We start from the raw sequence: 25,915 nt of genomic DNA, 5'->3' as shown, positions 1-25,915 counted from the left end.
GGCGAAAATTGGCCTTGAAAAGTGTTAAGGGCGACTCGACGGCCCATGTTACACGCACCGGCTCGACGCTTGGGTGCGAGAAAACAGAAAGTCTTGAGAAGATAGGAAACCAGGCGTTGCGTCGCCCATAAAAAAACGCCCAAAGGCCAGGCCTTCGGGCGTTTTTCGCGCAAGCCTTGAAAGGCGAGCCAACTAGGCCATCGGTACCACCGCTTCGAGCACCATGATAATGCTCAGCGCGGTAATGGTGAGAATCGATACACCAAATACCTGACGTGCCCAGCGCACGTCGTCTTCCAGGCGGTAGCCTCGAAGCGCCAGGTAGAGCCAGTAAAAGCCCATCACCAGCGCCACGCAGAGATACCCGAGGCCCGCCTGGCTTGCCAATCCCAGCGCCAACGAGGCCGGGATGAAGGCCACGATGTAGCCCAGAATGTGGTGCTTGGCGGTCTTGATACCGCGCACTACCGGCAGCACCGGAATGGAGGCACGCTGATAGTCCGCGTAGCGAAAGATCGCAATCGCGTAGGAGTGCGGCATCTGCCACAGGCAGAAGATCACCAACAGCGCAATCGCGCCGCTGTCGAACGTGCCGGTCACCGCGCAGTAACCCACTACCGGCGGCATCGCGCCGGAAAGGCTGCCCACCAGCGTGCCGTACTCGGAGTGGCGCTTCATGTAAAGGCTATAAATGCCCACATAAACGCCCCAACCGATCACGGCCAGCGCCACGGTCAGGCCGTTGGTGCCCAGCGCCAGACACACCACGCCGCAAACGCCCAACAGCGCCGAGAGCCCCAGCGCCTGGGTGATCGACACGCTACCGCGAACCAGCGGGCGATGGCGCGTGCGCGCCATCAAAGCGTCGATATCCCGGTCGATTACGTTGTTGCAAGCACAGGCCGACCCAATGATCAACGCGATACCGAGCAGCACGGCGGCGAAGGTCACCAGATCGAACTGCCCCTGGGCGGCCAGGAAGTAGCCCCCGATGGCGGCAATTAGATTGCCGCCGATGATACCGGGTTTAGTTAGTTCCAGCAGATCCTGCCGCCGGCTAGGCATCGTGGTTAGCCGATCATCATGTTGATGTGCAGATGATGCATGATCCACAGGGAGCCTCCTACCACGAGGGCGAGAATAGAGACAGTGAACACGAAGGACATCATGCCCCACCCTTCGTCCGACTTGGTGTTCAGGTGCATGAACATGACCAGCTGAACGAGCATCTGCATCACGGCCGTGATCACGATGATCCAGACCGTGACCGGTGTGCTGAACAGCCCCATCATGACCGCCCCGAAGGGAATGATCGTCAGTACCAGCGACAGGATCAGACCCAGTACGTAGGACTTGGTGGAGCCGTGATCGGCCGACGGTTGGCTAGAAGAAGAACTCATCTCAAAGCACTCCCATCAGGTAGACGAAGGAGAAGACGCAGATCCAGACGATGTCCAAAAAGTGCCAGAACAGGCTCAAGCACAGAATGCGCGGACGCGTCGCAGGATTGATGCCCTTGGTCTGAAGCTGAACCAGCATCACCAGAATCCAGATCATGCCGAAGGTCACGTGCAGACCGTGCGTGCCGACCAGCGTGAAGAACGCCGACAAAAACGCGCTTCGATCCGGGCCATAGCCTTCATGAATCAGGTGATTGAATTCGTAGAGCTCCATGCCCAAAAACATCAGGCCCAGTACGAACGTGACGATCAGCCACATTTTCACTTGGCCGACACGGTTGGCGTTCATTGCCAGAACGCCCATGCCGAAGGTGAAACTACTGATCAAAAGCGCAAAGGTGCCGAACAGGATCAGCGGCAGCTCGAAGATATCAGCGCCGCTCGGCCCACCTGCCGTGCCCCCCATGAGCACGGCGTAGGTGGCGAACAACGTGCCGAAGATCACCAGGTCACTCATCAGGTAGACCCAGAAGCCGAATACTTTCGTACCCGCTACGTCATGATGATCATGATCGTGGTGTTCATCGGCATGGGCGCCATGGTGCATTGTATCTGTCGCCATTACGAATGTGCCTCCAAACGCTTGAGGTGCGCCTGCTCGATCCGTTCGACTTCGGCGGCCGGCACGTAGTAGTCAATGTCGTCGTTGAACACGCGCGCGATGAAGCTCACCAGCGTACCCACGGCGCCGACGATCGCCAGCCACCAGATGTGCCAGATCATCGCAAAACCAAAGATCATGGCGAAGACACTGATGATCGGGCCAGCCCAGGTGTTCTTGGGCATGTGGATGTCCTTGTAGTCCTTCTCTTCAGCCTGCTCGATGCCACGCTGCTTTTGCGTCCAGAAGCTGTCGATATCACCCACTACCGGCTCGTGCGCAAAGTTGTAGAACGGCGGGGGTGAAGACGTAGACCACTCAAGGGTACGTGCATCCCACGGGTCACCGGTCACATCCTGGTTCTTATGACGGTCGCGAATACTGACGTAGAACTGAATCAGGGTACAGGCGATACCGATAGCGATCAGCACCGAACCAACCCAGGCAACGATCATCCAGGGCTGCCATTCGGCGTTCGGGTAGGACTGCATGCGGCGCGCTGCACCGTAGAAGCTCAGCACGTAAAGCGGCATGAACGCGGTGTAGAAACCGGTGATCCAGAACCAGAAGGAGCGCTTGCCCCACTTCTCGCTCAGCGTGAAGCCGAACGCTTTCGGGAACCAGTAGGTCAGACCCGCCAGCATGCCGAATACAACGCCGCCGATGATCACGTTATGGAAGTGCGCGATAACGAACAGGCTGTTGTGCAGCACGAAGTTCGCCGCCGGCAGCGCCAGCATGACACCGGTCATACCACCCAGGGTAAAGGTGATGATGAAGCCAAGCGTCCACAGCACCGGCGAGGTCAGTTCCAGACGACCGCGGAAGATGGTGAAGATCCAGTTGAAGACCTTAACCCCGGTCGGAATGGCGATGATCATCGTCATGATGCCGAAGAAGGCGTTGACGTTGGCCCCGGCCCCCATGGTGAAGAAGTGGTGCAGCCAAACGATGAACGAAAGCACGGTGATGGCAACGGTCGCCCACACCATGGTGTGGTAGCCAAACAGACGCTTACGCGCAAAGGTCGCGATGACTTCAGAGAAGACACCAAACGCCGGCAGAATCAGGATGTAAACTTCCGGGTGACCCCATGCCCAAATCAAGTTGACGTACATCATCACGTTGCCGCCAAGCTCATTGGTAAAGAAGTTCATACCGAAGTAGCGGTCAAGCGTCAGCAGCGCGATGGTCGCGGTCAGAATCGGGAAAGAGGCGATGATCAGTACGTTGGCGCACAGAGCGGTCCAGGTGAAGATCGGCATGCGGAACATGGTCATGCCTTTGGTGCGCATCTTCAGGATGGTCACGAAGAAGTTGATACCGGTCAGGGTCGTACCGATACCGGATATCTGTAGCGCCCATATCCAGTAATCCACCCCGACCCCGGGACTGTACTCTATCCCCGATAGCGGCGCGTAGGCGAGCCAACCGGTTTTGGCGAATTCACCCAGTACCAGCGAGATGTTGATCAAAAGCGCCGACACGGCGAACAGCCAGAAGCTCAGGTTGTTCAAGAACGGGAAGGCAACATCGCGCGCGCCGATCTGCAGCGGTACGACCAGGTTGATCAAACCGATGACCATCGGCATCGCCACGAAGAAGATCATGATCACGCCGTGGGCGGTGAAGATCTGGTCGTAGTGATCCGGTGGCAAAAAGCCCATCGAGCCGCCAGCGGCCAAGGCCTGCTGGCTACGCATCATAATGGCGTCGGCAAAGCCGCGCAGCAGCATGACCAATGCGACCGCGAAATACATAATACCGAGTTTCTTGTGGTCTACCGAAGTGAACCACTCATTCCAAAGCCAGCCCCACTTACGAAAATAAGTGAGTGCGCCTAACAGCGCGATGGCTCCCACAACCATTCCCAAACCCACGACCACAATAATAGGATCGTGTAAGGGGATTGCTTCTAAGCTTAGTTTACCGAACACGGCTTACCCTCCCGCCTCGTTGCTGATGAGCTGGTCGTCGTCTGACCGCTCACCCTCTTGGTTGTCGGTCGATTGATAGGCTTCATTGGTATCAACGGCCGGTGCACGGTCTGCGTCCTGCGTTTCCGTCTCAGGGTCGGTTCCCGTATGGAAACTGCTTACTAGCCGCTCGTAGAACTCCGGCGTCACGTCCGAGAAGTACCGGACATCGACGAACGAGGAGCGTTCGGCAAGCTCGGAGTAGCCTTCCGGGTAGCTCAGCGGCTCACCCTCTGCACGCACTTGCTCTACCCACGTATCGAAGTCTTCATCGGATGTCACCAGCGCATCGAAGACCATGCCAGCGAAACCTGCGCCGCTGTAGTTGGTCGAACGACCCCAGTAGGTGCCGATTTCATTACCGACGAGGTGAACATCGTTATCCATACCCGCCATCGCGTAGATCTGAGTACCCAGGCGCGGAATGAACAGCGAGTTCATGACCGAGCCGGAGCTCACACGAAAGCGTACCGGGCGATTGACCGGCATGGCGACTTCGTTGACCGTGGCGATGCCCTGCTCGGGATAGATAAACAGCCATTTCCAATCCAGCGAGATCGCCTGGATTTCGAGGGTGGGTTCATCGCTTTCCAGCGGACGGTGCGGGTCGAGCTCGTGAGAAGAGCGCCAGGTAATCACCGCCAGAATCGCGACGATGACAACGGGCACCAGCCACACGATGGCCTCGATCACGTTGGAGTGCGCCCAATCCGGCAGGTATTGCGCGACGGTGTTGTTACGACGGTAGTGCCAGCCGAAAGCGACCGTCAGCACGATGACCGGAATAACTACGATCATCATCAAACCAAAGGAGCTCAAGATCAGCGAACGCTGTGCTTCACCAATATCGCCCTTGGGGTCCATCAGGGCCGAGCTACAGCCTGCAAGGAGCAAGCACAGCGCGAGGAGCACGAAGAAAGTGCCACGCCTGCGCCATTGGGAGGGTTGTTGCATGGTGCGATCTCGTCAGAGTTGCGTTTCAAAACTAGTCGCCAGACAGCAAGCCAAACGATATGCCATATAGCAGACCAACTAGCACCCCATATTTTTCCCAGGGCACTAGAACAACGCCTGATAACACCGGGAAAAATATGCGCTACCGCATGGGGTTGGTAGCGAACCTGGCGTGCGTTTCACGCACAAACACAAGCACGAACATTTTCTACCGATTACGTGCGCGCAGAAAGCGACGCATTGCCGCACCCTGCTCGTTCAAAACCGTTAGTGATCGCGCTTAAGGCCAGGTGATTGCGATGTCCGGCATAGAGGCCAAGCCGGCCTCAAATCGCTTTGAAACCTGCTCATCATCTGTCACCAATACATCGAAGTCGCCAAGGGTAGCAAAATAGGCCGGTCGAACAACACCCATTTTGCGCGTATCGGCGAGTAAAATTCGCTTTTCAGCGGTCGCGATGGCCGCCTGCTTGGGCGCGACTTCGTGAAAATGAAAGCAGCTCACGCCCTGGTCGTCGCCAACGCCGGCCGCCGTTATCAGCGCCTTGTTGATCCCAAGGCCGCGAATTTGCTCGGCCAGCCGCTCTCCCCCAAAAGACTGAGAGGCGGGATAGTAGAGCCCTCCCAACACGATGAGCCGCACGTTGGGAAGCCCCGCCACGCTCGTGGCCACGTTGAGCGCATAGGTGACAACGGTGAGCGCCTTAAAACGTGCTAAAAAACCAAGCAGCGGTAGCAGCGTCGAGCCGCAGTCGATGAACAGCGTATCGCCCTCGTCGATGAACGAAAGCGCGCGCTGGCAAAGCCGGTACTTGGCCGGATACCCCAACGCCTGCTGCTCGATGAGATCGTAAGCGCTCGCCTGGGTCGATGCCTTGATCAACCGCCCGCCGATCAGACTGATCGACTCAGGGCAGGTGTGCAGATCGCGCCGGATGGTCATTTCGCTAACGCCGCAGAGTGTCGCAGCATCGCGCAGATGCAGCGTGCCTTCGCTGATCAGCGCCTCTGTTAAAAGATTGAGTCGCTCCTCACGACGATCGCTCATGCTTTTTCTGACCTCGCTCAAACCCTGATCGCAAACGACGGCTGCCAATCATGGTTACAAATGTTGGTTGCAGACGATGACTACCAATAACGGTTACTGGCGATGACTACAAACACTGCTTTCAAACACTGGTTTTGAACAATGGTTTCAAACAATGGTTGCAATTCGGTGTTAACGGAATAACACTAAATGTTATAATTATAACATTCGCCAGCCCGCACCGATGACCACACTTCAGCGCACACTGATTTCGCACCCTATAAAAACACAGGGCGACGGCGCTATTCCGACTATTTGAGGCCATATGACTGCTCAACGCTTTATCCTTGATTCGCGACGCACGGCAACCCGTGGCGCCCTTACTCTACTCGCCGGCGCCTTGATCGCGCCTTGCGCACTGGCCGATGAGTCCGAGCCGCAAACGCTCGACCGGCTCTGGTCGTTTGGCAACGTCTCGGTGAACTACCTGGACTGGTCCAACGGTACCGAACGCCGCACGGCGAGTAACGCTGCCAAGAGCGATTTCACCTATGTCGAACTTGAAGGCGGCGTAGGCTTTAGCTGGGGTGAATTCTACGGCTTTTTCGATTTCGAGAACCCGACCAACGACCAGTTCGACGAATCGAGCAACGGCCAGGACAACTTTCGCACCGCGGGCAAGGTCACCTCGCATATCTACTTAGGCGACACGCCCTTCTCGATCTACGCGCACATCTACGATTTCCGCGACTACGGCTTCAACGGCCGCGAGCAGGATCAAATCCTCGGTTTCGGCTACCGCGCCACCTTCGATAACGGCTTCTGGTTCAAGCCCTTCATCGGCCCGGCGCGGGTGCAAAGTGACGGCTACACTGGCATGAACGGCTACATGGCCGGCTGGGTCGCGGGGTATGATTTCACCGCGTTCGGCCAAGGCTTTGGCATCACCAACTGGCACGAGCAGACCTTTGATCGCGACAGCGACTACCTCGAGCAGAACTACGTCAACGGCACCGCGGGCAGCACCGGTACCAACGGCGCGGTCGGTCTTTGGTGGCATCCGGCGGACTTGATCACCACTGGAATTCAGTACCGCTACTCGGACAACAAGTTGGGCGCGCCAGACGTGTATCAAAATGCGATGATCTATTCGGTCAAGCTCAACTTCCTGTAACCCGAGGCGCGCCTCGCGAACTCAAGGGATCTCCTTATGACACTCCTTATGAGCCTGGTCGGCATGGCCACCCTGGTGATCATCGCCCTGATTTTCTCCTATGATCGCAAATCCATACGCCTGCGCACGGTGCTCGGCGCCTTTGCCATTCAGGCGGGTATCGGGGCGTTCGTGCTTTACATTCCCTTCGGACAGGTCTTTCTGGAGACGATCTCCGCCGGGGTGAGCCAGGTGCTGGTCTTCGCCAACGACGGTATCGACTTTCTGTTCGGCGGCCTTGCCGACGTCGAAAGCATCGGCTTCGTCTTTGCCGTGCGCGTTCTGCCGGTCATCATCTTCTTCTCCTCATTAATTGCCGTGCTCTACTACTTGGGCATCATGCAGTGGATCATTCGGATTCTGGGCGGGGCGCTACAGAAGGCGCTGGGCACCTCGCGCACCGAGTCGCTCTCGGCCACGGCCAACATCTTCGTAGGCCAAACCGAGGCGCCGCTGGTAGTGCGTCCGTTCATCGCGCGCATGACGCCGTCGCAGCTCTTTGCCGTGATGTGCGGCGGGCTTGCCTCGGTCGCAGGGTCGGTGCTCGCGGGCTACGCTCAGCTCGGTATTCCCATGGAGTACCTGGTCGCCGCTTCGTTCATGGCCGCACCCGGCGGGCTTTTGTTCGCCAAGCTGATCATGCCGGAAACCCGGGACAACCAGGATGCCGATAGCATTACCAAAGTGGACGAGGAGCTCAAGGAGCAGGAGGACAAGCCGGTCAACGTGCTCGACGCCGCGGCCTCCGGGGCAAGCTCCGGGCTGATGCTGGCCGCCAACGTGGGCGCGATGCTGTTGGCGTTCATCGGCTTGATCGCGCTGGTCAACGGCATTCTGGGCGGGGTCGGCGGCTGGTTCGGTTTCGAATCGCTGAGCTTGGAGCTGATTCTGGGCTGGCTCTTTGCGCCGCTGGCGTTTTTGCTCGGCGTGCCTTGGTCCGAGGCGACGCTTGCCGGCTCCTTCATCGGTCAAAAAATCGTGGTCAACGAGTTCGTTGCTTTCATTAATCTGGCGCCCTACATCGATGGGGAACAGGTGGTGGCCGCGACGGGTCAGATGATGACGCCGCACACCCAGGCCGTTTTGTCCTTTGCGCTTTGTGGCTTCGCCAACCTGTCCTCGATCGCCATTTTGCTGGGCGGGCTTGGCAGCATCGCGCCGACAAGGCGCAACGAGATTGCCCGTTACGGTGTCAAAGCCGTACTCGCGGGGACGCTTTCGAATCTCATGTCGGCGTCGATCGCGGGCTTTTTCATTGCCTTGGGTAATGTCGCGGCGTAGGCCCCGCCGCTGCTAGCGCTAAACTGAACGGGCACGGCCAAGCGCAGTGCCCGTTCGTTTTTTATCGGCATGCTTTTTGTGCACATGCTTTTTACACTGTTTCTCTTAACACCTTTTCTTAATACCAACGCGAGAACGCCATGACTGCCTCTTCCGACCTGATTCAAGCCGCTAAACAAGCGCTCGCCCTGATGGACGTCACCAGCCTCAACGACGACGACACCGATGCGCGCATCGAGTCGCTTTGCCAGATGGTCAAAACCCCGGTCGGGACCCCAGCCGCCGTTTGCGTCTACCCGCAGTTCATCGTCACCGCGGCGCGCGCGCTCACCGCGCACAACTTGAAAGACCAGGTAAAAATCGCCTCGGTCACCAACTTCCCCGCCGGCGGCGACGACATCATGGGCGCGGCGCGGGAAACCCGTGAAGCCGTGGCCTCTGGCGCCGATGAAGTCGACGTGGTCTTTCCCTACCGCGCGCTGATGGCCGGCGATGAAGAGACCGGCCGCGAGCTGGTCGAAATGTGCAAGGCGGCCTGCGGCGGCCAAGCGCTGTTGAAAGTGATTCTGGAGACCGGCGAGCTGAAAACGCCGGCGCTGATCAAGCGCGCCAGCGAACTCGCCATCGAAGGCGGCGCGGACTTCATCAAGACCTCCACCGGCAAGGTCGCCACCAACGCAACGCTCGAAGCCACCGAGATCATGCTTAGCGCGATCAAGGAGAGCGGTCAGGATGTCGGCTTCAAGGCCGCCGGCGGCGTGCGCACCGTCGAGGAAGCCGCCGAGTACCTAAAACTCGCGGCCGACATCATGGGCCCGCACTGGATCAACCCCCAGCACTTTCGCTTCGGCGCCTCGAGCCTTTTGGGTGACGTGCTGATGACCCTGAACCCTGACGCCGATGCTGCGATGCAAGAAGGAGGCTACTAATCATGGCACACCTGCTCCCCCAGGAATTCATCCGCCTCAAGCGCGACGCCCAGGCGCTGCCGCTTGAGGAGATCAAGCACTTCGTTCAGGGCGTGGCGGACGACCGCATCAGCGACGCCCAGATCGGCGCCTTCACCATGGCGGTGTATTTAAACGGCATGAGCCGTGAGGAAGTGGTCGCGCTGACCACCGCCACCCGCGACTCCGGCCACGTCATGCAGTGGGACTCCCTGAACCTGCCAGGCCCGGTGGTCGACAAGCACTCCACCGGCGGCGTCGGTGATCTGGTGTCCCTGGTGCTCGGCCCCTGGGTCGCCGCCTGCGGCGCTTACGTTCCGATGATTTCCGGGCGCGGACTGGGTCACACCGGCGGCACGCTCGACAAGCTCGAATCGATTCCCGGCTACGACCCCTACCCCGCTCCCGAGCGCTTCGGCCAGGTGGTGAAATCCACCGGGGTCGCCATCATCGGCCAGACCGGCAACCTTGCGCCTGCCGACAAGCGCATCTACGGCGTGCGCGACATCACCGCCACGGTCGAGTCGATCCCGCTGATCACTGCGTCGATCCTCGGCAAGAAACTCGCCTCGGGCCTGGATGCGTTGGTAATGGACGTTAAAGTCGGCAGCGGCGCCTTCATGCCAACGCCGGAAAAATCCCGCGAGCTCGCCGAAAGCATCGCCAACGTGGCCACCCAAGCCGGCACGCCGACCACTGCGCTTTTGACCGACATGAGCCAGCCGCTGGCACCATGTGCCGGTAACGCGGTGGAAATCGTCGAGACCCTGGCGCTTCTGCGCGGTGAGCGGTCCAATAGCCGCGTGATGGAGGTCACCCGCGAGCTGGCCGTGGAGATGCTGGTGGCCGGCAAGCTCGTCGCCAGCCGCGACGAGGCGCTGACCAAACTCGACAAGGCGTTGAGCTCCGGCGCCGCCGCCGAAATTTTCGCGCGCATGGTGTCCGAGCTCGGCGGCCCGAACGACTTCATGGAGCGCTCGGAGCACTACCTGCCAAAAGCGAACGTGGTGAAGCCGGTCTACGCCGATGACGGCGGTATCGTGAGCCGCATCGACACCCGCGCGGTAGGCATGAGCGTGGTCGAGCTTGGCGGCGGGCGCCTGCGCAACGATGCCAAAGTGGATCACAGCGTCGGCTTTAGCGAGATTGCCGACATTGGCGCGCGCGTTGACGGCGACCGGCCGCTGGCGATGGTGCATGCGGCGAGCGAAGAGGCCGCCAACCGCGCCGCCGAGCAGCTCAAGGCCGCGATCACGCTCGGCCAGAACGCCGTCGACGCCGACACGCTGATTCAGGACACCTTTAGAGGAGAAGCCTAATGCGACGCGCAATTGTAGTGGTACTCGACTCCTTCGGCATCGGCTCGGCGCCGGACGCCGCCGCGTTCGGCGATGAAGGCGCCGATACGCTGGGTCACATTGCCGCCGCCTGCGCCCGCGGCGAAGCCGACACCGACGATCGACGCGGCCCCTTGAAGCTGCCCAACATGGCCAAGCTCGGCCTGTTCCACGCCCATCGTGATGCCACTGGCAGCGTCGCTGAAGGCGTCGAGCTGCCTGAAGAGCTGACCGGCGCCTACGCCCACGCCCAGGAGATCTCCAGCGGTAAGGACACGCCCTCCGGTCACTGGGAGATCGCCGGCGTGCCGGTGCGCTTCGACTGGGGCTACTTCCTCGATAAGGAAGAGAGCTTTCCGCCGGAACTTCTGGAGCAAATCGTCGCGCAGGCCGAGCTTCCCGGCACGCTCGGCAACTGCCACGCCTCGGGCACCGAGATCATCGCGCGCCTGGGCGAGGAGCACGTCCAGTCCGGTAAGCCGATCGTCTACACCTCGGCAGACTCGGTGTTCCAGATCGCCGCGCACGAGGAGCACTTTGGCCTCGAGCGCCTTTACGCGCTGTGCGAAACCGTGCGTGAGCTGCTCGAGCCCTACAACATCGGCCGGGTCATCGCCCGCCCCTTCGTCGGTGAGAACGCGGGTAGCTTCGAGCGTACCGGCAATCGCCGCGACTACAGCATCGAGCCGCCCACGCCCACGGTGCTGCAAAAGCTCCAGGAGTCTGGCGGCGAGGTGGTGTCGATTGGCAAGATCGCCGACATCTACGCCCACTGCGGTATCACCCACAAAGTGAAGGCGAGCGGCCACGACGCGCTGATGGAGGCAACGCTTGGCGAAATCGCGCGTACCGACCGCCGCGACAAGCCAACGTTCATCATGGCCAACTTCGTCGACTTCGACTCGCTCTACGGCCACCGCCGCGATATCGCGGGCTACGCGAGCGCGCTCGAGCACTTCGACGCTCGCCTGCCGGAGCTTTTAAACGCCCTCGACGAGGACGACCTGCTGGTGTTGACCGCGGATCACGGCTGCGACCCAAGCTGGAAAGGCACCGAGCACACCCGCGAATACGTGCCGATTCTGGTACGCGGCGCCACCTTTGCACCGGGCCCGCTTGGCAAGCGCGACACCTTCGCCGATATCGGCCAGACCCTGGCCGACTACTTCGTTTTGCGCGCCCTCGACGACGGCGAGAGCTTTTTGCCCCGCGTCGCGTGATCTTCAACCGGTTACTCAAGGAGTTTTCATGGCAACGCCGCACATCAACGCAGAACAAGGCGATTTCGCCGATACCGTGCTCATGCCCGGCGACCCGCTGCGGGCCAAGTACATCGCCGAGACGTATCTGGAGAACGTGCGCCAAGTGAACGACGTGCGCGGTATGCTCGGCTTCACCGGCACCTACCAGGGCGTGGACGTCTCGGTGATGGGCCACGGCATGGGTATTCCGTCGGTTTCGATCTACGCCAAGGAGCTGATCACCGATTACGGGGTGACGTCGATCATTCGCGTAGGCTCCTGCGGGGCGGTACGCGACGACGTCAACGTGCGCGACGTGGTGATCGGCCTCGGCGCCAGCACCGACTCCAAGGTCAACCGCATGCGCTTCAACGACCACGACTTCGCCGCCCTTGGCGATTTCGAGTGGGCGAGCCACGCCGTTGCCGCGGCCAAGGACCAGAACGTGCCGGTCAAGGTGGGTAACATCTTCTCCGCGGATCTGTTCTACAACCCGCAAACGCACATGGCCGAACTGATGAAGCGCTTCAACATCGTCGGCGTGGAGATGGAAGCGGCGGGACTTTACGGCGTGGCCGCCGAGTTCGGCGCCCGGGCGCTGACGATCTGTACCGTCTCGGATCACATCCTCAAGGGCGATTCGCTTTCAAGCGCCGATCGCCAGACGACCTTCAACGACATGATGACCGTCGCGCTCGACGCCGTACTGCGCGACAAGGGCGTGCGCTAAGCGCCAGGGAGAGACCATGAAGGTAGAAAACGCACTGCTCGAGTCGCTCACCCAGGCGCTCGGGCGCGCCTACGTGCCCTACTCCGACCACCCGGTGGCCGCCGTGATGGAGACCCCGGACGGCGAGCGTTTCGTCGGCTGCAACGTCGAGGTAGCGCACTATAAAGGCATCTGCGCCGAAGGGTCGGCGATTTCCGCCATGGTGACCGGCGGCAAGCAAACGCTCTCCCGCGTCTATGTGATGGGCCCGGGCGAGCACCTGTGCACGCCCTGCGGCGACTGCCGCCAGCGCATTCGCGAGTTCGCCACCCCGGACACCGAAATACAGGTCGTCTCCCGCGACGGCCGCGTGCTCAAGACCTACACCATGGAGACGCTGCTGCCGGACGCCTTCGGCCCCGAGCAGCTGCCGCCACGCTAACGCCTGCCCGTATCAGGCGCCGGTCGAGCCCGGCTGGCGCCGATTTTCGAATCCTCGTATGCTGAGGCCCCTTTCCTTATCGCCTGTCTCAGGAGAAACGCCATGGCGGCTTTGTTGCCCAACGTCGACCCCAACGGTCTGCTCGAATACTCCGTGGTCTACACCGACCGCTCGCTGAACCACATGTCCCAGCGCTTTCAGGACGTGATGCGCGATATCTCCGCCACGCTCAAGGAGGTGTACAACGCCGACGCCAGCGTCATCGTGCCCGGCAGCGGCACCTTCGGCATGGAAGCGGTGGCCCGCCAGTTCGCTCTCGATGAAAAAGTGCTGGTGATACGCAACGGCTGGTTCAGCTACCGCTGGACGCAGATCATCGAGATGGGCCGGCTGACCGACGACCACACCGCGCTCAAGGCGCGCCGCCTCGACCCCTCAAATACCCGCTCGCCCTTCGCGCCGGTGCCGGCCGCCGAGGTCGCCGAGCGCATTCGCGCAGAAAAACCCGCGGTGGTTTTCGCCCCCCAGGTAGAAACCTCGGCGGGCGTGCTGCTGCCGGATGACTACATCCGCGAGGTAGCCAGTGCTGCCCGCGAGGTAGGCGCTTTATTCGTTCTCGACGCCATCGCCGCCGGCACGCTGTGGGTCGACATGCAGGATTTGAACGTTGATGTGGTGGTCAGCGCCCCGCAGAAAGGCTGGAGCGGCCAGCCCTGCTGCGCCATGGTTATGCTGGGTAGCCGCGCCGTCGAGCGCTTGGAGCAAACGCAAAGCAACAGCTTCGCCTGCGACCTGGGCAAGTGGCACGCCATCATGCAGGCGTACGAGAAAGGCGGCCACGCCTACCACGCGACCATGCCCACCGATGCCCTGCACACCCTGCGTGACATCATGCAGGAGACCCGCGAGTACGGCTTCGACAAGGTGAAGCAGGAGCAGATCGACCTAGGGATCGAGGTACGCGCCATGCTGGCCCGCCAAGGCTTTGACAGCGTAGCCGCCGAGGGCTTCCAGGCGCCGGGCGTGGTGGTCAGCTACACGGGCGACGCCGGCATCGTCGGCAAACTGGCCGGAGCCGGCGTGCAGGTCGCCGGCGGCGTGCCTCTAATGTGCGACGAAGGCGACGACTTCCAGACCTTCCGCATCGGACTGTTCGGTCTGGACAAGCTGCACCATACCGAGCGCAGCGTCGACAAGCTCGAGCGCGCGATCGAACAGGTTAAAGCGTGAGCCGTGAAACGTAAGCGGTAAATCGTTGAGCGCCCTTAGGGGCGCTTTTCGTTGGCAGGGGCAATTTTCTCATCGACCCGTTCGACGTCGACGATCCCCGAGCGGCTGACAACCACTTTCCAGCGCGCCAGGTGCGGGGTATCTTCGCTGCCGGTTTCGCGAATCACCAGGTTGAACAGGTGGCGCCGCTCGACGCTTTCCCGCACCGCCTGCCCCTCCTTCAACCGGTAGATATGGTGCTTGCCCTTACTCATCAGCCGAGTGAGCAGCGAAATATCCAGCGTCAGCGTTTCGCGGGTGTGCTCGTAGCCGCTCAAAAAGCGCGTAGGTGACATGCGCGAGCGCGAACGGTAGTGCAGCACCTGCTCCTCGCGCTGGGTGACGCTTCGATGGCGCAGATTCTTGATCTCCTCGTCCAGCGACTTGAAACGCTTGTAGTTGAACCACTCGAGCTGGCGCCCCACCATCACGTCGCGCGTGGCGTCCTTGTACTGGCGGCGCCACTTGGGGCGCCCCTTACGCAGAAGCCGCCACAGGGTATTGCGTAAATCATCCTTGAACACCTCGCGCATGGCGTACAAAAGCGCCATGGCGAGCACGAACAGCGCGGTGACATCGCCCACCACATCGCGCAGCCGTAGAATTCCCATCATCACGAACACCATGACCACCGCCGTGGCGAGCCCCTTAACCACGCGCTGCTCACCCTGGCCAAGCTCCAGCGACTCCTGCTTGAGCGTGATCGGGTACTCGATCAGCCGGCGCAACAGGCGCATCTTGTTGGACATGCGGGTCGGATCCGCCATGACGCGCTCGGCGTTGTACTGTCGCTCGCGCCGGTGGGCGTTTTCGACTTCGCAAAGCTCGATCAGCTTCGCGCGCACCGGGTTGAAAACCCCGCCCCGTGGCAAGTGCGCCACCAGCGCCAAACGCTGCTGTTCGGTGAACCAGGAGAGGTAGTTGTCGATGTTGGCGAAGTACTTATAGAGCGTTTCGTCGCTGGGTTCGTTGCGTCGCAGCCGCTTGAGAATGCCTTCGCTGAGTTCGTTGACCTCGTCGACCTTGTCCAGCAGCGCCTGGCGGTCCTCATACTCGGACTCCGTTGGCGGCTCCTTCTTGTCGAGGCGCAGCGAGCGGGTATCCGATAGCACCGTCTGCACCGCCTGCTCGAGGGCGATCACGTACTGGTAGGCGTACAGGCTCAAACTCAGCCGATAGGATTCGCTGCCCAGCCGGTTGCGGCTCGCCAACCGGCTGTGCACCAGCGGCAGGTGGTACTGGTCGCTGTGATAGGTACGCGAGACGTGAAGGGCGCTGTGGAAAAAGGCGTCTTCGCTCACCAACTGGGTGCTCAGCCCAAGCTCGCCCGGAACGAACAGATAAACATCCAGCGTGTGCGACGTCTCCTCTTTAAGCCGCCGAGTCAGGCGAAGCTGGAAGCTATTTTTACGCTCGACGTTGATCACCTGGGCGCGGACTCCCTCGCGTTAAGAGCGCATCAGCAGCTCTTTAAGGCATTGACCTTGTTAATGATCTCTTAGCATAGACCAGAATGGGGCTTGCCATCGATCAAGGGGCGGGCGAGTATTGCTCGTTGACTCTTCATCACCGCAGGGAGCCCGAATGTCCGCCGCCCGCTTCTCTCGTTTCGAGCGAGTGCTGATCGAAAGCCGTAGCCGGGTGGACACGGCGGCGCTGTTGCTGCTGGCCTGGGTGTTGTGCAAGCGCCCGGAACTCTCGCCGACGCAGCGGCTTCAACGCCTGGCCCGGGCGGGGGCACAATTTCGCCACGCCATCGGGCTCAAACAGCTGCTCGAGATCGCCGGTGAGCAGGACGTGAGCGCGCTGCAGCTGGCCGCCGAGGTGGTACGCGACGAGTCGACCCCGGCGCGGCGGCTGACCGTTTTGCAGCAGGCCATCGGGCTTGCCACCGACGACGGCGCGCTGTCGCCTTCCAACCACTACGTGCTGCGCTTTCTGGCCGACCTGCTGTCCTTCGAGCCCACCGCTCTCGCCACGCTTTTTAGCGAGCTGACCGGCCACGCGCTCACGCCGGCCGAAGACATCAGCCGAAGCGACTATTGGCTGCGCGAGGACGCCGCGTTTCGGCAGGCCCAGGCCGAACGCGCCCGAGCCGAACAGCAGGCCGAGCAGCAGCGCGCCCGCGAAAGGGAAAAGGCGCGGGAAAAAGCCGAGCAGGCCAACGAGCAGGCGCGCCGCGAGCGCGAACGCCATGAACGCGCATCCAGAAGCACACCGGACCCGTCTGGCGCCTACAAAAGCCGCCGGGCGCTGGCGGTGCTGGGCCTTTCCCCCGGCGCTACGCGCGAAGAGATCCGCCGCGCCTACCGGCGCCTGGCGCAGCTTCACCACCCGGACCGCGCCTACGCCAAAAGCGAGCACCACGTGGCGCTGGCCTCCCAGCGTTTTCAACGGATCAAAAACGCCTATGATTATCTGATCAAGGCGAGCACCTGACGAGACCGAACAACCGAGACCCCTGCCATGCGCGATCTTTACCAACGCCTCGCCCTTTCGCCAGCCGCCGACCAGCCCACGCTCGATTCGGCATTGAGCCGCTGCCCCAACAGCGCCCTTCGTCGCGACGCCGAGGCGGCGTTGGGCGTTGAAAGCCACCGCGCGCGCTACGATGAGCTGCACCAAACGCTTGGCGACATCGGCCGGCTACGCGCCGGGCTAGGGCTCACCCATGCCCCGCACTGGCAAATTGACGCAGCCAACGACTTCTCGATGCCGGCGGACACCGCCCCGCCGCGCGTCGAGACGCTCGGTCGTCGCATCGCCGCCGCGGTGTCGTTTTTCGATCGCTGGCGCAGCGCTCAAGGCGTCTGGCTACTCATCACCGTGTTCGCCATGGGGGCTGGCGTAGGCCTCGCTTTGGGGCTGCCCCTGCTCGCGTGGCTTGGTTTTTTGTGACGTAGTCCTCTGCGATGTAGTCCTCTGCGATGTAGTCCGCTGCGATGTAGCCTGCTGTGATGTGCGCTCGTCCTTGCGCTTCTCCGCCTGCGTAGGGCGTGGGGCGGGCTGGGGCGGTGTGGGGCGCTGACGCGGGCCTTGCGGATCTTCGCCGCTGGCATCGATGAAGAAATCGGTACCGGCGCTCTCCTCGATCTCTTCCTGGGAGCGCGGCTCCATGCTGAGACTGAGCCGCGGCACGCCAAGATCGATGTTCTGAGCTTCCATCCGCTGCTTGAGCATCAGGTTGAACGCCCGAGATACGTCCCACTGCATCTCTGGGGCGGTGCGAAAGCGCATGCGCAGAATCGGGCAGCCATCCTCGAAGCCCTGCACGCCCTGCATCTCCAGCGGTGACCAGATGTAGTGGCGCATCATCGGGTCCTTTCTGAGCTCCTGGGCGGTCTCCTGCATCAGCGTGATGGCATCATCAATGCGCATGTCATAGGGAATGCGTATCCGCATCAAGGCGATGCCGAACTGGCGCGACATATTGTGGATCGACTCGATTCGGCTAAAGGTGATGATGTGCACCACGCCGTCGAGATCGCGCAGCTTCACGGTTCTTAACGTCAGGCCTTCGACGGTACCCATGTGGCTGTTGATCTGGACGAAATCGTCCACGGCCAGCGAATCCTCGATCAAAATGAAGATGCCGGTGATCAAATCCTGCACTAGGGTCTGGGCGCCGAAACCGATCGCCAGACCGATGACACCGGCACCGGCCAGCAGCGGCGTGACGTTGACGCCGATATTGGCCAGGCCCACGATTACCGCAATGATCAAAATGGTGACGAAGATCACGTTGCGGATCATCGGCGTGATCGTCTGGGCGCGGGCCTGGTTGACCCGCCGCCCGCGCGAGCGCGCCGACGAGGTCAGCGCTCGTGAAATGGCGGTGTCGGCGAAAATCCACACAAGCCAGGCGATCAACACGGTGGCGCCCAAACTCACCAAGGCCTGACCGATGCGGGCGCTGGCCACCGCCTGCTGGCCAAGACCGAACAGCGAGCCACCCCACACCTGCATAGAGAGCTCGGCGAACACCATCCACGCGCAAAGATGCGCCAGCACGAAGCCAAAGCGCTCCAGGCGCTTGCGGTACTGGCTGTGGCGGCGGCGATGGCGGCGCTTGGTCAGCCGCTCGGCCTGGCGGCGCAAAAGCCCAGTCACGACCAGCGTGACGACCAGAAGGCTCGCCGAGACGATCGAGCGGGCCAGCGCCGTGGCCACATCCCCTACGGTGATGAAGATCGCCAACAGCGAGCCGCCCACCATCAACAGCGCCGGAATGTGCCAAAGCCCGCCCAAGGTGCGCACCATCTCCACCGCGGCGCTGGCGTCGCGGCGCTGCTTGTAGGGGCGGTTGCAGATCAGGTGGCGAATCGGGCGCTTGAACTTGATGATGAAGCGCGCCGCTAAAAGCGCCGCCAGCATGTTAGTGAGTACCGACACCAGGCCTGCAAGCTCGCCGCCTAGCAGGTCGACCAGCCGAGCCGAATTGACCGCGTCGCCCAGCGCGATCAGCGCGCCGATCAAGAAAAGCCCGCGCAGCGCCTGGTTTTGCAGCTGCTGTACCGCAGTGAAGCGGTGCCCGCGACTAAAAAACGCGATGACTGTTTCGAACACCACCGACAGCGCCCGCCCGCAAAGGCAGATATAGGCGACGACCAGCACCAGCGTGCGCCCGGGGCTGTAGGGTAAAAGTTGGCCGATGCCAAGCACGATCGCAAAGGAGAGCGCCCAGGGCAGCATGCGGCGAAAGAAGTGCACTACCAAAAGCCGGGCTTTGGGATCGCGGGGCAGATCCAGCGGCCAGTCGCGGCGGGTCGCGATCAGCCGCCCAAAGGCGATCATGGAGATCAAAAGCGATACCCAGATGGCGGCCAAAATGGCAGCCTCGACGACCTCTCGGATCGCCTCGCCCTGGTTGGTGCCATCGTTGAGCGCGCGCAGATCCTGCGCCCCTTGTAAGAGCTGGCGCGACCACTCGTCCACCGGCGAGTGGCCGGACTGCGCCTGGTCGCCCAGATCGCTCAGCGTGTCCGCCAGTGCCCCTAGCAGCCCTTGACGGTCAGGGCTCTGCTCCTCGGCAGCCTCGGATGTGGTTTGCAGTTCGCGAAGCGATTGCAAAAGCGCTTGGCGCTGATCCTCGTTCTCTAAAAGTTTGATGACATCGGACAGCGAATCCTGGAACTCGTCACTGCTGACCGACGCCTGCTCGTCGCTGCTGCTTTCGCTGCCGGTGAGGCCGGGCAGGCTCACGCCTTGCGCCTGCGCGGAGCCCACACCCAAAAGCGCCCAAAGCGCGATACCTAAAACGAACGTGATCAACCAGGGCTTTCGCACATGCTCCTCCGGGCGTAATGGCTGCGAGCCGGTGTGGGTAGTCGGCGTTGGGGCGCGATGTATCCACCGGCCGGAACGAATACCGCTTAGCCTGCCGCCTGACTATGATAGGCTGACAGCTTAAACGTTCACCTCAAGGATATAGAGATGACGCTCCAGGCGCCCCCCCACCGCTCGACCCGCCGCGGCCAAACGCGACGGGTAGGCGTGGAAATCGAATTTGCGGGACTGCCCCCGCAAGAGACCGCACAGCTCGTTCAGACGCTGTTCGGGGGCGAGCTTAACGTGGTCAGCCCGCACAGGCTACTGGTGAGCGAAACGCGCTGGGGTACTTTTGGCATCGAACTCGACACCCAGTACGCTCACCCTGACCAGGCGCTGGTCGAGGACGCGCATGCCGACGATAGTGAATGGGCGCGCCAGCAACATCTTAGACGCGTCGAGTTTCATCGCAAAACCCGCGAGCTGATCGGCGATATGGTCACCGGGCTCGTGCCCACCGAAATCGTCTGCCCGCCGGTGCCCTGGGACGAACTCGAAGAGCTCGATACGCTGTTCAAGACGCTGCGCGAAAAAGGTGCCAAGGGGACCGACGCCAGCCTACTCTACGGTTTTGGCCTGCATTTGAATCCGGAAGCCGCTGCGCTCGATGTCGACTATCTGCTCTCGATGCTGCGCGCCTATCTGCTGCTGGCCCAGTGGCTGCGCGATGAGATCAAGGTGGACATTACCCGAGAAGTGCTGCCTCACGCCAACCCGTTCCCCAAAGAGTATGCCCTCAAGGTGCTCGACCGCGACTACGCGCCGGATCTCGACGGTTTCATCGACGACTATCTGCATTTCAATGAGACCCGAAACCGCGAGCTGGATTTATTGCCGCTGTTTGCCCACCTGCGCCCGGAGCATCCTCACGCGCTGTTGCACAATCAGCTGACCAAACCGCGCCCGACTTTTCATTACCGACTGCCCAACGCCGAACTCTCGAAGCCCGGCTGGGGCTCGGCGGTCGAATGGAACCGCTGGGCCGAAGTCGAAAAGCTCGCCGCCGACCGACAAGCGCTCGACGAACGCTGCGATGAGTATATCGCGCGCAATGCCCAATCCCTGACCACGCGCCTGAAAAACACCCTGCTGCGCTTGTTCAAGCGTCGCTGACATTAGTAGACGAGATACGGTTTTTATGACGCGTCCGCTCATTGGCATCACGACTTCCGATCGAAAAAGCCACTTGGCCTGGTGGTTCGACTGGTTCGCCGTTTGGCGGCACGGCGGAAAGCCTGTGCGGCTTTCACCGTCGCGCCCGAGGCCCGAGGCGCTGGATGGCCTAATCATCGGCGGCGGTGACGATATCCAGGCCCACCTCTACGGTGGCGAAGTGCAGCTCAACGTCCGCCTCGACCCGGCCCGCGACGAGCTCGAGCTTGCGTTGCTTGCCCGCTTCATCCCAAGCCACACCCCGGTGCTGGGCATCTGTCGCGGCGCGCAGCTGATCAACGTGCACCAGGGCGGCACGCTGGACCCGGACATCTACACCACGCACGAAGGCTTGAAGCGCCGGCGCACGGTACTGCCCAGAAAAACGGTGGATATCGTCACCGGCAGCAAACTGCACGGGCTTTTAAGCGTGAGCTGGTGCCGGGTCAATAGCCTTCACCACCAGGCGGTAAACGCGGCCGGGCGCGGTATCAAAATCGTTGCGCGCGACCGCGACGGGCTGGTGCAGGGCATCGAGTCCGAAAACCACGACTTTTTGATCGGCGTGCAGTGGCACCCGGAGTGGCTGATTTTCAACCGCCCCCAGCAGCGGCTGATCAGCGCGCTGGTGAAGGCGGCGAAAAAAAGCGCCGCTAGACCTTAAAACTCACGGCTTAAAGCTCACGGCTTAAAGCTCAAGCATTAAACCTCAAGCCTTGAGTGCAGCAATAGCGGCGTCGTAGTCCGGCTCGTTCTTGAGTTCGCTGACCAGCTCGCTGTGCAGCACGGTATCGTGCTGGTCGAGCACCACCACGGCGCGAGCGCAGAGCCCCTTCATCGGGCTGTTGGTTAGCGCTACGCCCCACTGTTCGAGAAATTCCTGCTGGCGAAACGTGGAGAGCGTCTCGACGTTATCGAGCCCTTCGGCGCCGCAAAAGCGCACCGCAGCAAAGGGCAGGTCGGCGGAGACCACCAGTACGACGGTGTCCGGCAGGCTCGAGGCCAGCTCGTTGAAGTGGCGCGTCGAGGTCGCACAGGTGGGCGTGTCGATACTCGGGATGATGTTGAGCACCTTGCGCTTGCCAGCGAAGCTTTCAAGCGTCACGTCTTCGAGATCGCGGTTGGTCAGCGTCATGCTGGGGGCCTTTTCACCGGCTCTGGGAAGAACGCCGGCCACGTCCATGGGGGTGCCGCCCCGGGTAATCTGCTGCATACTGATGGCTCTCTATCGTCAATGTCATTGTGAACCGGGTCGAGGTGTCGAACCCCACCGGCGTATCGGGCTTATGCCCTGAACGATATGGCTGCTCGTACCATCCTGGACCCACTTATCATGAACACGCGTGCCAGACGCTGTCGAACGCACTTCGTATTCACCACAAAGAGTATGCCATGCCCTCCGTACTGATCGTTAAGACCGGCGACGCGTTTTCTGAAGTGACCGAACGCCACGGCGATTTTGACGCCCTTTTTGAAGCGCCCATGACGCGTGCCACGCAAAACGTCACGTTCCAGGTGTGGGACCCACGAGTACAAAGCGCGCCCTTTTGCCTAGACGGATTGGACGGCATCGTGATCACCGGCTCCAATAGTATGGTCAGCGACGCCGAGCCCTGGAGCGAGGCGTTGAAACCCTGGCTAAGAGACGCCCGGCAGCGCGACATTCCCATGCTGGGTGTTTGCTACGGCCATCAACTCATGGCGGAGGCGTTTGGGGGAAAAGCAGGCAACCATCCCGATGGTCGCGAAGCGGGCACCTTCGAAATCGAGCGCAATGAGGCCTCCAACGCCGACCCGCTCTTTAGCCAGCTTCCGACCCGCTTCATGGCGCACCTCACCCACGGCCAAACCGTGCTGAAAGCGCCGGATGACGGCGTCGTTCTGGCCTACAACCACCACGACCATCACCAGGCGATCCGCTACGGCACTCGCCAGTGGAGCGTTCAATTTCACCCGGAATTCAACGCCGACATACTGCGCGCCTACATCGAGCGCGTTAAGGACGCGCTCATCGACCAGGGCGACGATGTGAGCGAGCTGATCAACCGCCTTCGCGAAACGCCGGAAGCCTCCAGCCTGCTCGAGCGCTTTAGCCGGCTGCTTTAACTGCCCGCTTCTCGTCACGCCGAGAGGCGAGCCGGTCGGCAAGCCGGGTGGGCTCGGGCAGTTTGGTACGTCCAAGACAGCACATCACCCAACCCAGCGCGGTGTCGACCGACACGCGATGGCCCGGTGATACGAAGATCGGCTTGACGTTTTGCCGCGAGCGCAGCACCACGCCCAGGGTTTCGCCCTTGGCCGTCAGCGCGCTGTAGTCGCCGCGCTCGCTGCCCACTTCATCAAAGCGCCCGTAAAGACGCGACTTGGCGACGCCGATGGTGGGCAGGTCGAGCCATAGTCCAAGGTGGGCGGCCACGCCCAGCCTTCTGGGGTGCGCGATGCCCTGCCCGTCGACCATCACCAACTGCGGGGTTTGCGAAAGCTTGTCGAAAGCGCCCAGAGCTGCCGGAATTTCACGAAACGATAAAAGCCCGGGCACGTAGGGCATGCGGGTCGGCTCGCGATGAACGACCTGCTCGACCACCTCCAGAGCCGGCGCCTTTTCGGCGTCCCACTTCAGCAGCACCACCGCGGCGCGGGTGGTCTCGCCCTGATCCTCGAAGCCGATATCGACCCCGGCGATGAGGTTGACCTCATCGATACGATCACTGGATTCCAGCCGTCCGGCCAGCTCGCTTTGCAGCGCGACGGCGGCTTTGGGCTCGAGATTCCAGTCGTGTAGCGGTGCCTCCATGGCTCTTTACTCCTTTAGCGATGTTGATCAAGCAGTCTAGCGGGCAATAAAAAACCCCGCTCGAAAGCGGGGTTTTGGGTCGTGCGAAAAAGCGCTATTTGATCAGGCGCGTTCGCGGCGACGAACCGGCGCATCGCCGCCTTCGTCACGACGACGGCGCGGCGCGCGTTCCGGCGCGCTGTCTTCGCTGATCTCCAGCGGACGACCGGCGACGCGAGCGCGGGCCATCTTGGCCAGAATCGTGGACGGCAGGTTGCTCGGAAGCTCGACTACCGAAAAGGCGTTGCGAATATCGATACGGCCGATACGCGCGCCTTCGATACCACCTTCGTTAGCCAACGCACCAACCAGCTGACCCGGCTTGACGCCATCCTTGTGACCGACCGAGACGCGGTAACGCGTCATGCCTTCGCTCGGCGTGCTCGAACGCTCGCGGCGCTGCGGCTTGGCGCCGTCACGACCGCCTTCACGAGCCGGACGCTCCTTGCGCGGTGCCTGCAGGCGACCGATCGGCGCTTCGTCGGCGCGCGCCATAGCGGCGAAAGCGCAGGCGAGCTCGATCGGGTCATGGCCTTCGGCGACCAGACGCTCGACCAGCGTGCGCTGCTCTTCGGCGCCCGCGGTCAAAGCAGCGACTACGCGCTGATGGAACACTTCATCACGGTGCGCGCGAATGGCGCTTTCATCGGGCAGCGGCATCTCGGTCATTTTCTGACCGGTAGCCTGTTCCATCCAGCCGACCTTACGGCCTTCGCGGAAACCGGCGAAGGTGATCGCGATACCGCTGCGCCCGGCGCGGCCGGTACGACCGATACGGTGGGTATAGGCTTCCGCGTCCTGGGGCAGGTCGTAGTTGACCACGTGAGTGATACGCGGAACGTCAAGACCACGCGCCGCCACGTCGGTGGCGATCAACACGTCGACCTTGCCACGCTTCAAGCGGGTAATGGTGCGCTCACGGAGGCTCTGATCCAGATCACCGGAAAGGCCAGCGGCGTTGATGCCGCGCGCGGTCAGCTGCTCGACCAGAGTGGTACACGCGGCACGGGTACGCACGAACACGATCGCCGCATCGACGGGCTCGACTTCGAGAATGCGCGACAGCGCCTCGAGTTTGGCACCACCATCGACGCGCACGATGCGCTGCTCGATGTTCTCGCCGGTGGTGGTCTTCGACTCGATGGCGACCTTGACCGGATCGACCAGATAGCGGTTGACGATGCGCTCGATTTCCGTCGGCAGTGTTGCCGAGAAGAAGACACGCTGGGCATCTTTCGGGGTATCGGCGACCACGCGTTTGACGTCGTCGATAAAGCCCATGCGCAGCATTTCGTCGGCTTCGTCGAGCACCAGTGCCGACAGGCCGTCGAGCTTCAGGCTCGCACGGTCCAGATGGTCGATGATACGACCCGGGGTGCCGACCACGACCTGAGCGCCGCGCTTGAGTGCGCCCAACTGTTCACGGTACTCCTGGCCGCCGCACAGCGTGGCGACTTCCAGGCCCTTGAGGTTTTGACCATACTTGGTAAACGAGACCGCGACCTGCTGAGCGAGCTCGCGGGTCGGCGCCATGACCAGCACCTGAGGCGCGCGGCGGTCGAGGTCGATACGTGACAAAAGCGGTAGTGCAAACGCCGCGGTTTTACCGGTACCGGTTTGGGCCTGGCCCAACATGTCACGGCCTTCCAGCAGCGCAGGAATGGTTTGCGCCTGGATCGGCGAGGGGGTTTGGTAACCCTGTGCTTCAACAGCAGAGAGAACGGCAGGCAACAAAGCCAGATCGCCGAAGCTCGGCGAGGCGACAGAAGTCGAGGTCATTAATCACACCTTGGTAGGCCGGCATGGCCGGCAAAAAACATCTAAAGCGTCTTCGACACGTTGAAAAGCGCAGTCGCGCTGTAGGCAAACGCCGCCTTGCGGCTGAATGGCTAAAGGAGTCAAAGACGCCGGTCGCACCTGGCATTCGGTTGGCAAAACAATGAAACGCGCCAACCTCTGTGGCGACCTTCTGCGTCGATTTCACCCGGTTGGTGAAATACTAAAAACGCGCCATCTTCACAGCATCGAACATCGCGTGGGGATGTTCCTGCAAGCGTACTGCGTCGTGGCAGTCAAACGCTTAGCGTCATGATGGAGGGGTCAACACATGCGAGGAGCGCGAATACTAACACCCTTAAACACCCC

24 protein-coding genes are annotated in these 25,915 nt (G+C 61.5%); 13 read left to right on the top strand and 11 right to left on the bottom strand.

From position 1 onward, the window contains the following. Window positions 1-192: 192 nt before the first annotated feature. The 6 genes from cyoE to MQW23_RS04165 all read right to left on the bottom strand — a co-directional run bounded on the left by cyoE (window position 193) and on the right by MQW23_RS04165 (window position 6,039). Window positions 193-1,113 (bottom strand): heme o synthase, encoded by a 921-nt coding sequence (cyoE, locus tag MQW23_RS04190; protein WP_252106561.1) that lies wholly within the window; start codon window positions 1,111-1,113, stop codon window positions 193-195. Further along, on the bottom strand, window positions 1,071-1,400 hold the full coding sequence (gene cyoD, locus MQW23_RS04185; RefSeq protein WP_252106560.1) for a cytochrome o ubiquinol oxidase subunit IV: 330 nt from the start codon (window positions 1,398-1,400) through the stop codon (window positions 1,071-1,073). Before cyoD ends, cyoE begins: the two co-directional genes overlap by 43 nt. A 1-nt stretch (window position 1,401) precedes the next feature. Next, a complete protein-coding gene (gene cyoC / locus MQW23_RS04180; protein ID WP_252106559.1) occupies window positions 1,402-2,022 on the bottom strand; it encodes a cytochrome o ubiquinol oxidase subunit III in 621 nt (206 codons plus the stop codon). Further along, on the bottom strand, window positions 2,022-3,998 hold the full coding sequence (gene cyoB, locus MQW23_RS04175) for a cytochrome o ubiquinol oxidase subunit I (RefSeq protein WP_252106558.1): 1,977 nt from the start codon (window positions 3,996-3,998) through the stop codon (window positions 2,022-2,024). Before cyoB ends, cyoC begins: the two co-directional genes overlap by 1 nt. A gap of 3 nt (window positions 3,999-4,001) precedes the next feature. Beyond that, a complete protein-coding gene (gene cyoA, locus MQW23_RS04170) occupies window positions 4,002-4,991 on the bottom strand; it encodes a ubiquinol oxidase subunit II (RefSeq protein ID WP_252106557.1) in 990 nt (329 codons plus the stop codon). Between the two features lie 280 nt (window positions 4,992-5,271). After that, window positions 5,272-6,039: a DeoR/GlpR family DNA-binding transcription regulator gene (locus tag MQW23_RS04165; RefSeq protein ID WP_252106556.1), complete on the bottom strand. Its 768-nt coding sequence runs from the start codon at window positions 6,037-6,039 to the stop codon at window positions 5,272-5,274. 304 nt (window positions 6,040-6,343) lie between these two features. Between MQW23_RS04165 and MQW23_RS04160 the strand changes: the two genes are divergently transcribed. The 8 genes from MQW23_RS04160 (at window position 6,344) to MQW23_RS04125 (ending at window position 14,418) form a co-directional block, all read left to right on the top strand. Next, window positions 6,344-7,192 carry an outer membrane protein OmpK gene (locus tag MQW23_RS04160; protein ID WP_252106555.1) on the top strand — a complete coding sequence of 283 codons (849 nt, stop codon included), beginning with the start codon at window positions 6,344-6,346 and terminating at the stop codon, window positions 7,190-7,192. Window positions 7,193-7,228: 36 nt separating this feature from the next. Beyond that, complete coding sequence (locus MQW23_RS04155; RefSeq protein WP_252106554.1) at window positions 7,229-8,512, top strand: NupC/NupG family nucleoside CNT transporter; 1,284 nt, start codon at window positions 7,229-7,231, stop codon at window positions 8,510-8,512. A gap of 140 nt (window positions 8,513-8,652) precedes the next feature. Continuing rightward, entirely contained in the window at window positions 8,653-9,441 is a 789-nt protein-coding gene (deoC, locus tag MQW23_RS04150) for a deoxyribose-phosphate aldolase (RefSeq protein WP_252106553.1), read from the top strand. 2 nt (window positions 9,442-9,443) lie between these two features. Continuing rightward, a complete protein-coding gene (gene deoA, locus MQW23_RS04145) occupies window positions 9,444-10,778 on the top strand; it encodes a thymidine phosphorylase (protein ID WP_252106552.1) in 1,335 nt (444 codons plus the stop codon). After that, window positions 10,778-12,016, top strand: a complete 1,239-nt coding sequence (locus MQW23_RS04140) for a phosphopentomutase (protein WP_252106551.1) — start codon at window positions 10,778-10,780, stop codon at window positions 12,014-12,016. Before deoA ends, MQW23_RS04140 begins: the two co-directional genes overlap by 1 nt. A 28-nt stretch (window positions 12,017-12,044) precedes the next feature. Continuing rightward, entirely contained in the window at window positions 12,045-12,767 is a 723-nt protein-coding gene (deoD, locus tag MQW23_RS04135; RefSeq protein ID WP_252106550.1) for a purine-nucleoside phosphorylase, read from the top strand. Window positions 12,768-12,783: 16 nt separating this feature from the next. Beyond that, window positions 12,784-13,188: a cytidine deaminase gene (cdd, locus tag MQW23_RS04130; protein ID WP_252106549.1), complete on the top strand. Its 405-nt coding sequence runs from the start codon at window positions 12,784-12,786 to the stop codon at window positions 13,186-13,188. Window positions 13,189-13,290: 102 nt separating this feature from the next. Then, a complete protein-coding gene (locus MQW23_RS04125) occupies window positions 13,291-14,418 on the top strand; it encodes an aminotransferase class V-fold PLP-dependent enzyme (protein ID WP_252106548.1) in 1,128 nt (375 codons plus the stop codon). Window positions 14,419-14,453: 35 nt separating this feature from the next. On the opposite strand, the gene MQW23_RS04120 is transcribed toward MQW23_RS04125, so the two are convergent. Further along, entirely contained in the window at window positions 14,454-15,884 is a 1,431-nt protein-coding gene (locus MQW23_RS04120) for a hypothetical protein (protein WP_252106547.1), read from the bottom strand. A 157-nt stretch (window positions 15,885-16,041) separates the two neighbouring features. Here MQW23_RS04120 and MQW23_RS04115 point away from each other — a divergent pair, with 157 nt between their 5' ends. Continuing rightward, window positions 16,042-16,896, top strand: a complete 855-nt coding sequence (locus MQW23_RS04115) for a J domain-containing protein (protein WP_252106546.1) — start codon at window positions 16,042-16,044, stop codon at window positions 16,894-16,896. Between the two features lie 27 nt (window positions 16,897-16,923). Then, on the top strand, window positions 16,924-17,355 hold the full coding sequence (locus MQW23_RS04110; protein ID WP_252106545.1) for a hypothetical protein: 432 nt from the start codon (window positions 16,924-16,926) through the stop codon (window positions 17,353-17,355). On the opposite strand, the gene MQW23_RS04105 is transcribed toward MQW23_RS04110, so the two are convergent. Further along, on the bottom strand, window positions 17,272-19,743 hold the full coding sequence (locus MQW23_RS04105; RefSeq protein ID WP_252106544.1) for a mechanosensitive ion channel family protein: 2,472 nt from the start codon (window positions 19,741-19,743) through the stop codon (window positions 17,272-17,274). The two genes, MQW23_RS04110 and MQW23_RS04105, sit on opposite strands and share 84 nt — an antisense overlap. 147 nt (window positions 19,744-19,890) lie before the next feature. Between MQW23_RS04105 and MQW23_RS04100 the strand changes: the two genes are divergently transcribed. Together MQW23_RS04100 and MQW23_RS04095 are read left to right on the top strand one after the other, a co-directional pair. Further along, complete coding sequence (locus MQW23_RS04100; RefSeq protein WP_252106543.1) at window positions 19,891-20,898, top strand: amidoligase family protein; 1,008 nt, start codon at window positions 19,891-19,893, stop codon at window positions 20,896-20,898. Between the two features lie 25 nt (window positions 20,899-20,923). After that, a complete protein-coding gene (locus MQW23_RS04095; RefSeq protein ID WP_252106542.1) occupies window positions 20,924-21,601 on the top strand; it encodes a gamma-glutamyl-gamma-aminobutyrate hydrolase family protein in 678 nt (225 codons plus the stop codon). Between the two features lie 45 nt (window positions 21,602-21,646). On the opposite strand, the gene tpx is transcribed toward MQW23_RS04095, so the two are convergent. Further along, the gene (gene tpx, locus MQW23_RS04090) at window positions 21,647-22,150 is read right to left on the bottom strand and encodes a thiol peroxidase (protein WP_252106541.1); all 504 of its coding nucleotides are present in this window, start codon (window positions 22,148-22,150) and stop codon (window positions 21,647-21,649) included. Between the two features lie 179 nt (window positions 22,151-22,329). Between tpx and MQW23_RS04085 the strand changes: the two genes are divergently transcribed. Beyond that, window positions 22,330-23,043 (top strand): glutamine amidotransferase, encoded by a 714-nt coding sequence (locus MQW23_RS04085; RefSeq protein ID WP_252106540.1) that lies wholly within the window; start codon window positions 22,330-22,332, stop codon window positions 23,041-23,043. Here the strand turns inward: MQW23_RS04085 and nfi are convergent. Together nfi and MQW23_RS04075 are read right to left on the bottom strand one after the other, a co-directional pair. Then, window positions 23,027-23,731, bottom strand: coding sequence for a deoxyribonuclease V (nfi, locus tag MQW23_RS04080; protein ID WP_252106539.1), 705 nt, complete (start codon window positions 23,729-23,731; stop codon window positions 23,027-23,029). The two genes, MQW23_RS04085 and nfi, sit on opposite strands and share 17 nt — an antisense overlap. Before the next feature lie 102 nt (window positions 23,732-23,833). Further along, complete coding sequence (locus MQW23_RS04075; RefSeq protein WP_252106538.1) at window positions 23,834-25,549, bottom strand: DEAD/DEAH box helicase; 1,716 nt, start codon at window positions 25,547-25,549, stop codon at window positions 23,834-23,836. Window positions 25,550-25,915 lie beyond the last annotated feature (366 nt).

Origin of the sequence: Halomonas sp. S3-1-1 (assembly GCF_023757625.1) — a bacterium.
Taxonomy (GTDB): domain Bacteria; phylum Pseudomonadota; class Gammaproteobacteria; order Pseudomonadales; family Halomonadaceae; genus Vreelandella.
The sequence above is the reverse complement of the archived record's forward strand: the minus strand, read 5'-3'. Positions and strand labels throughout refer to the sequence as shown.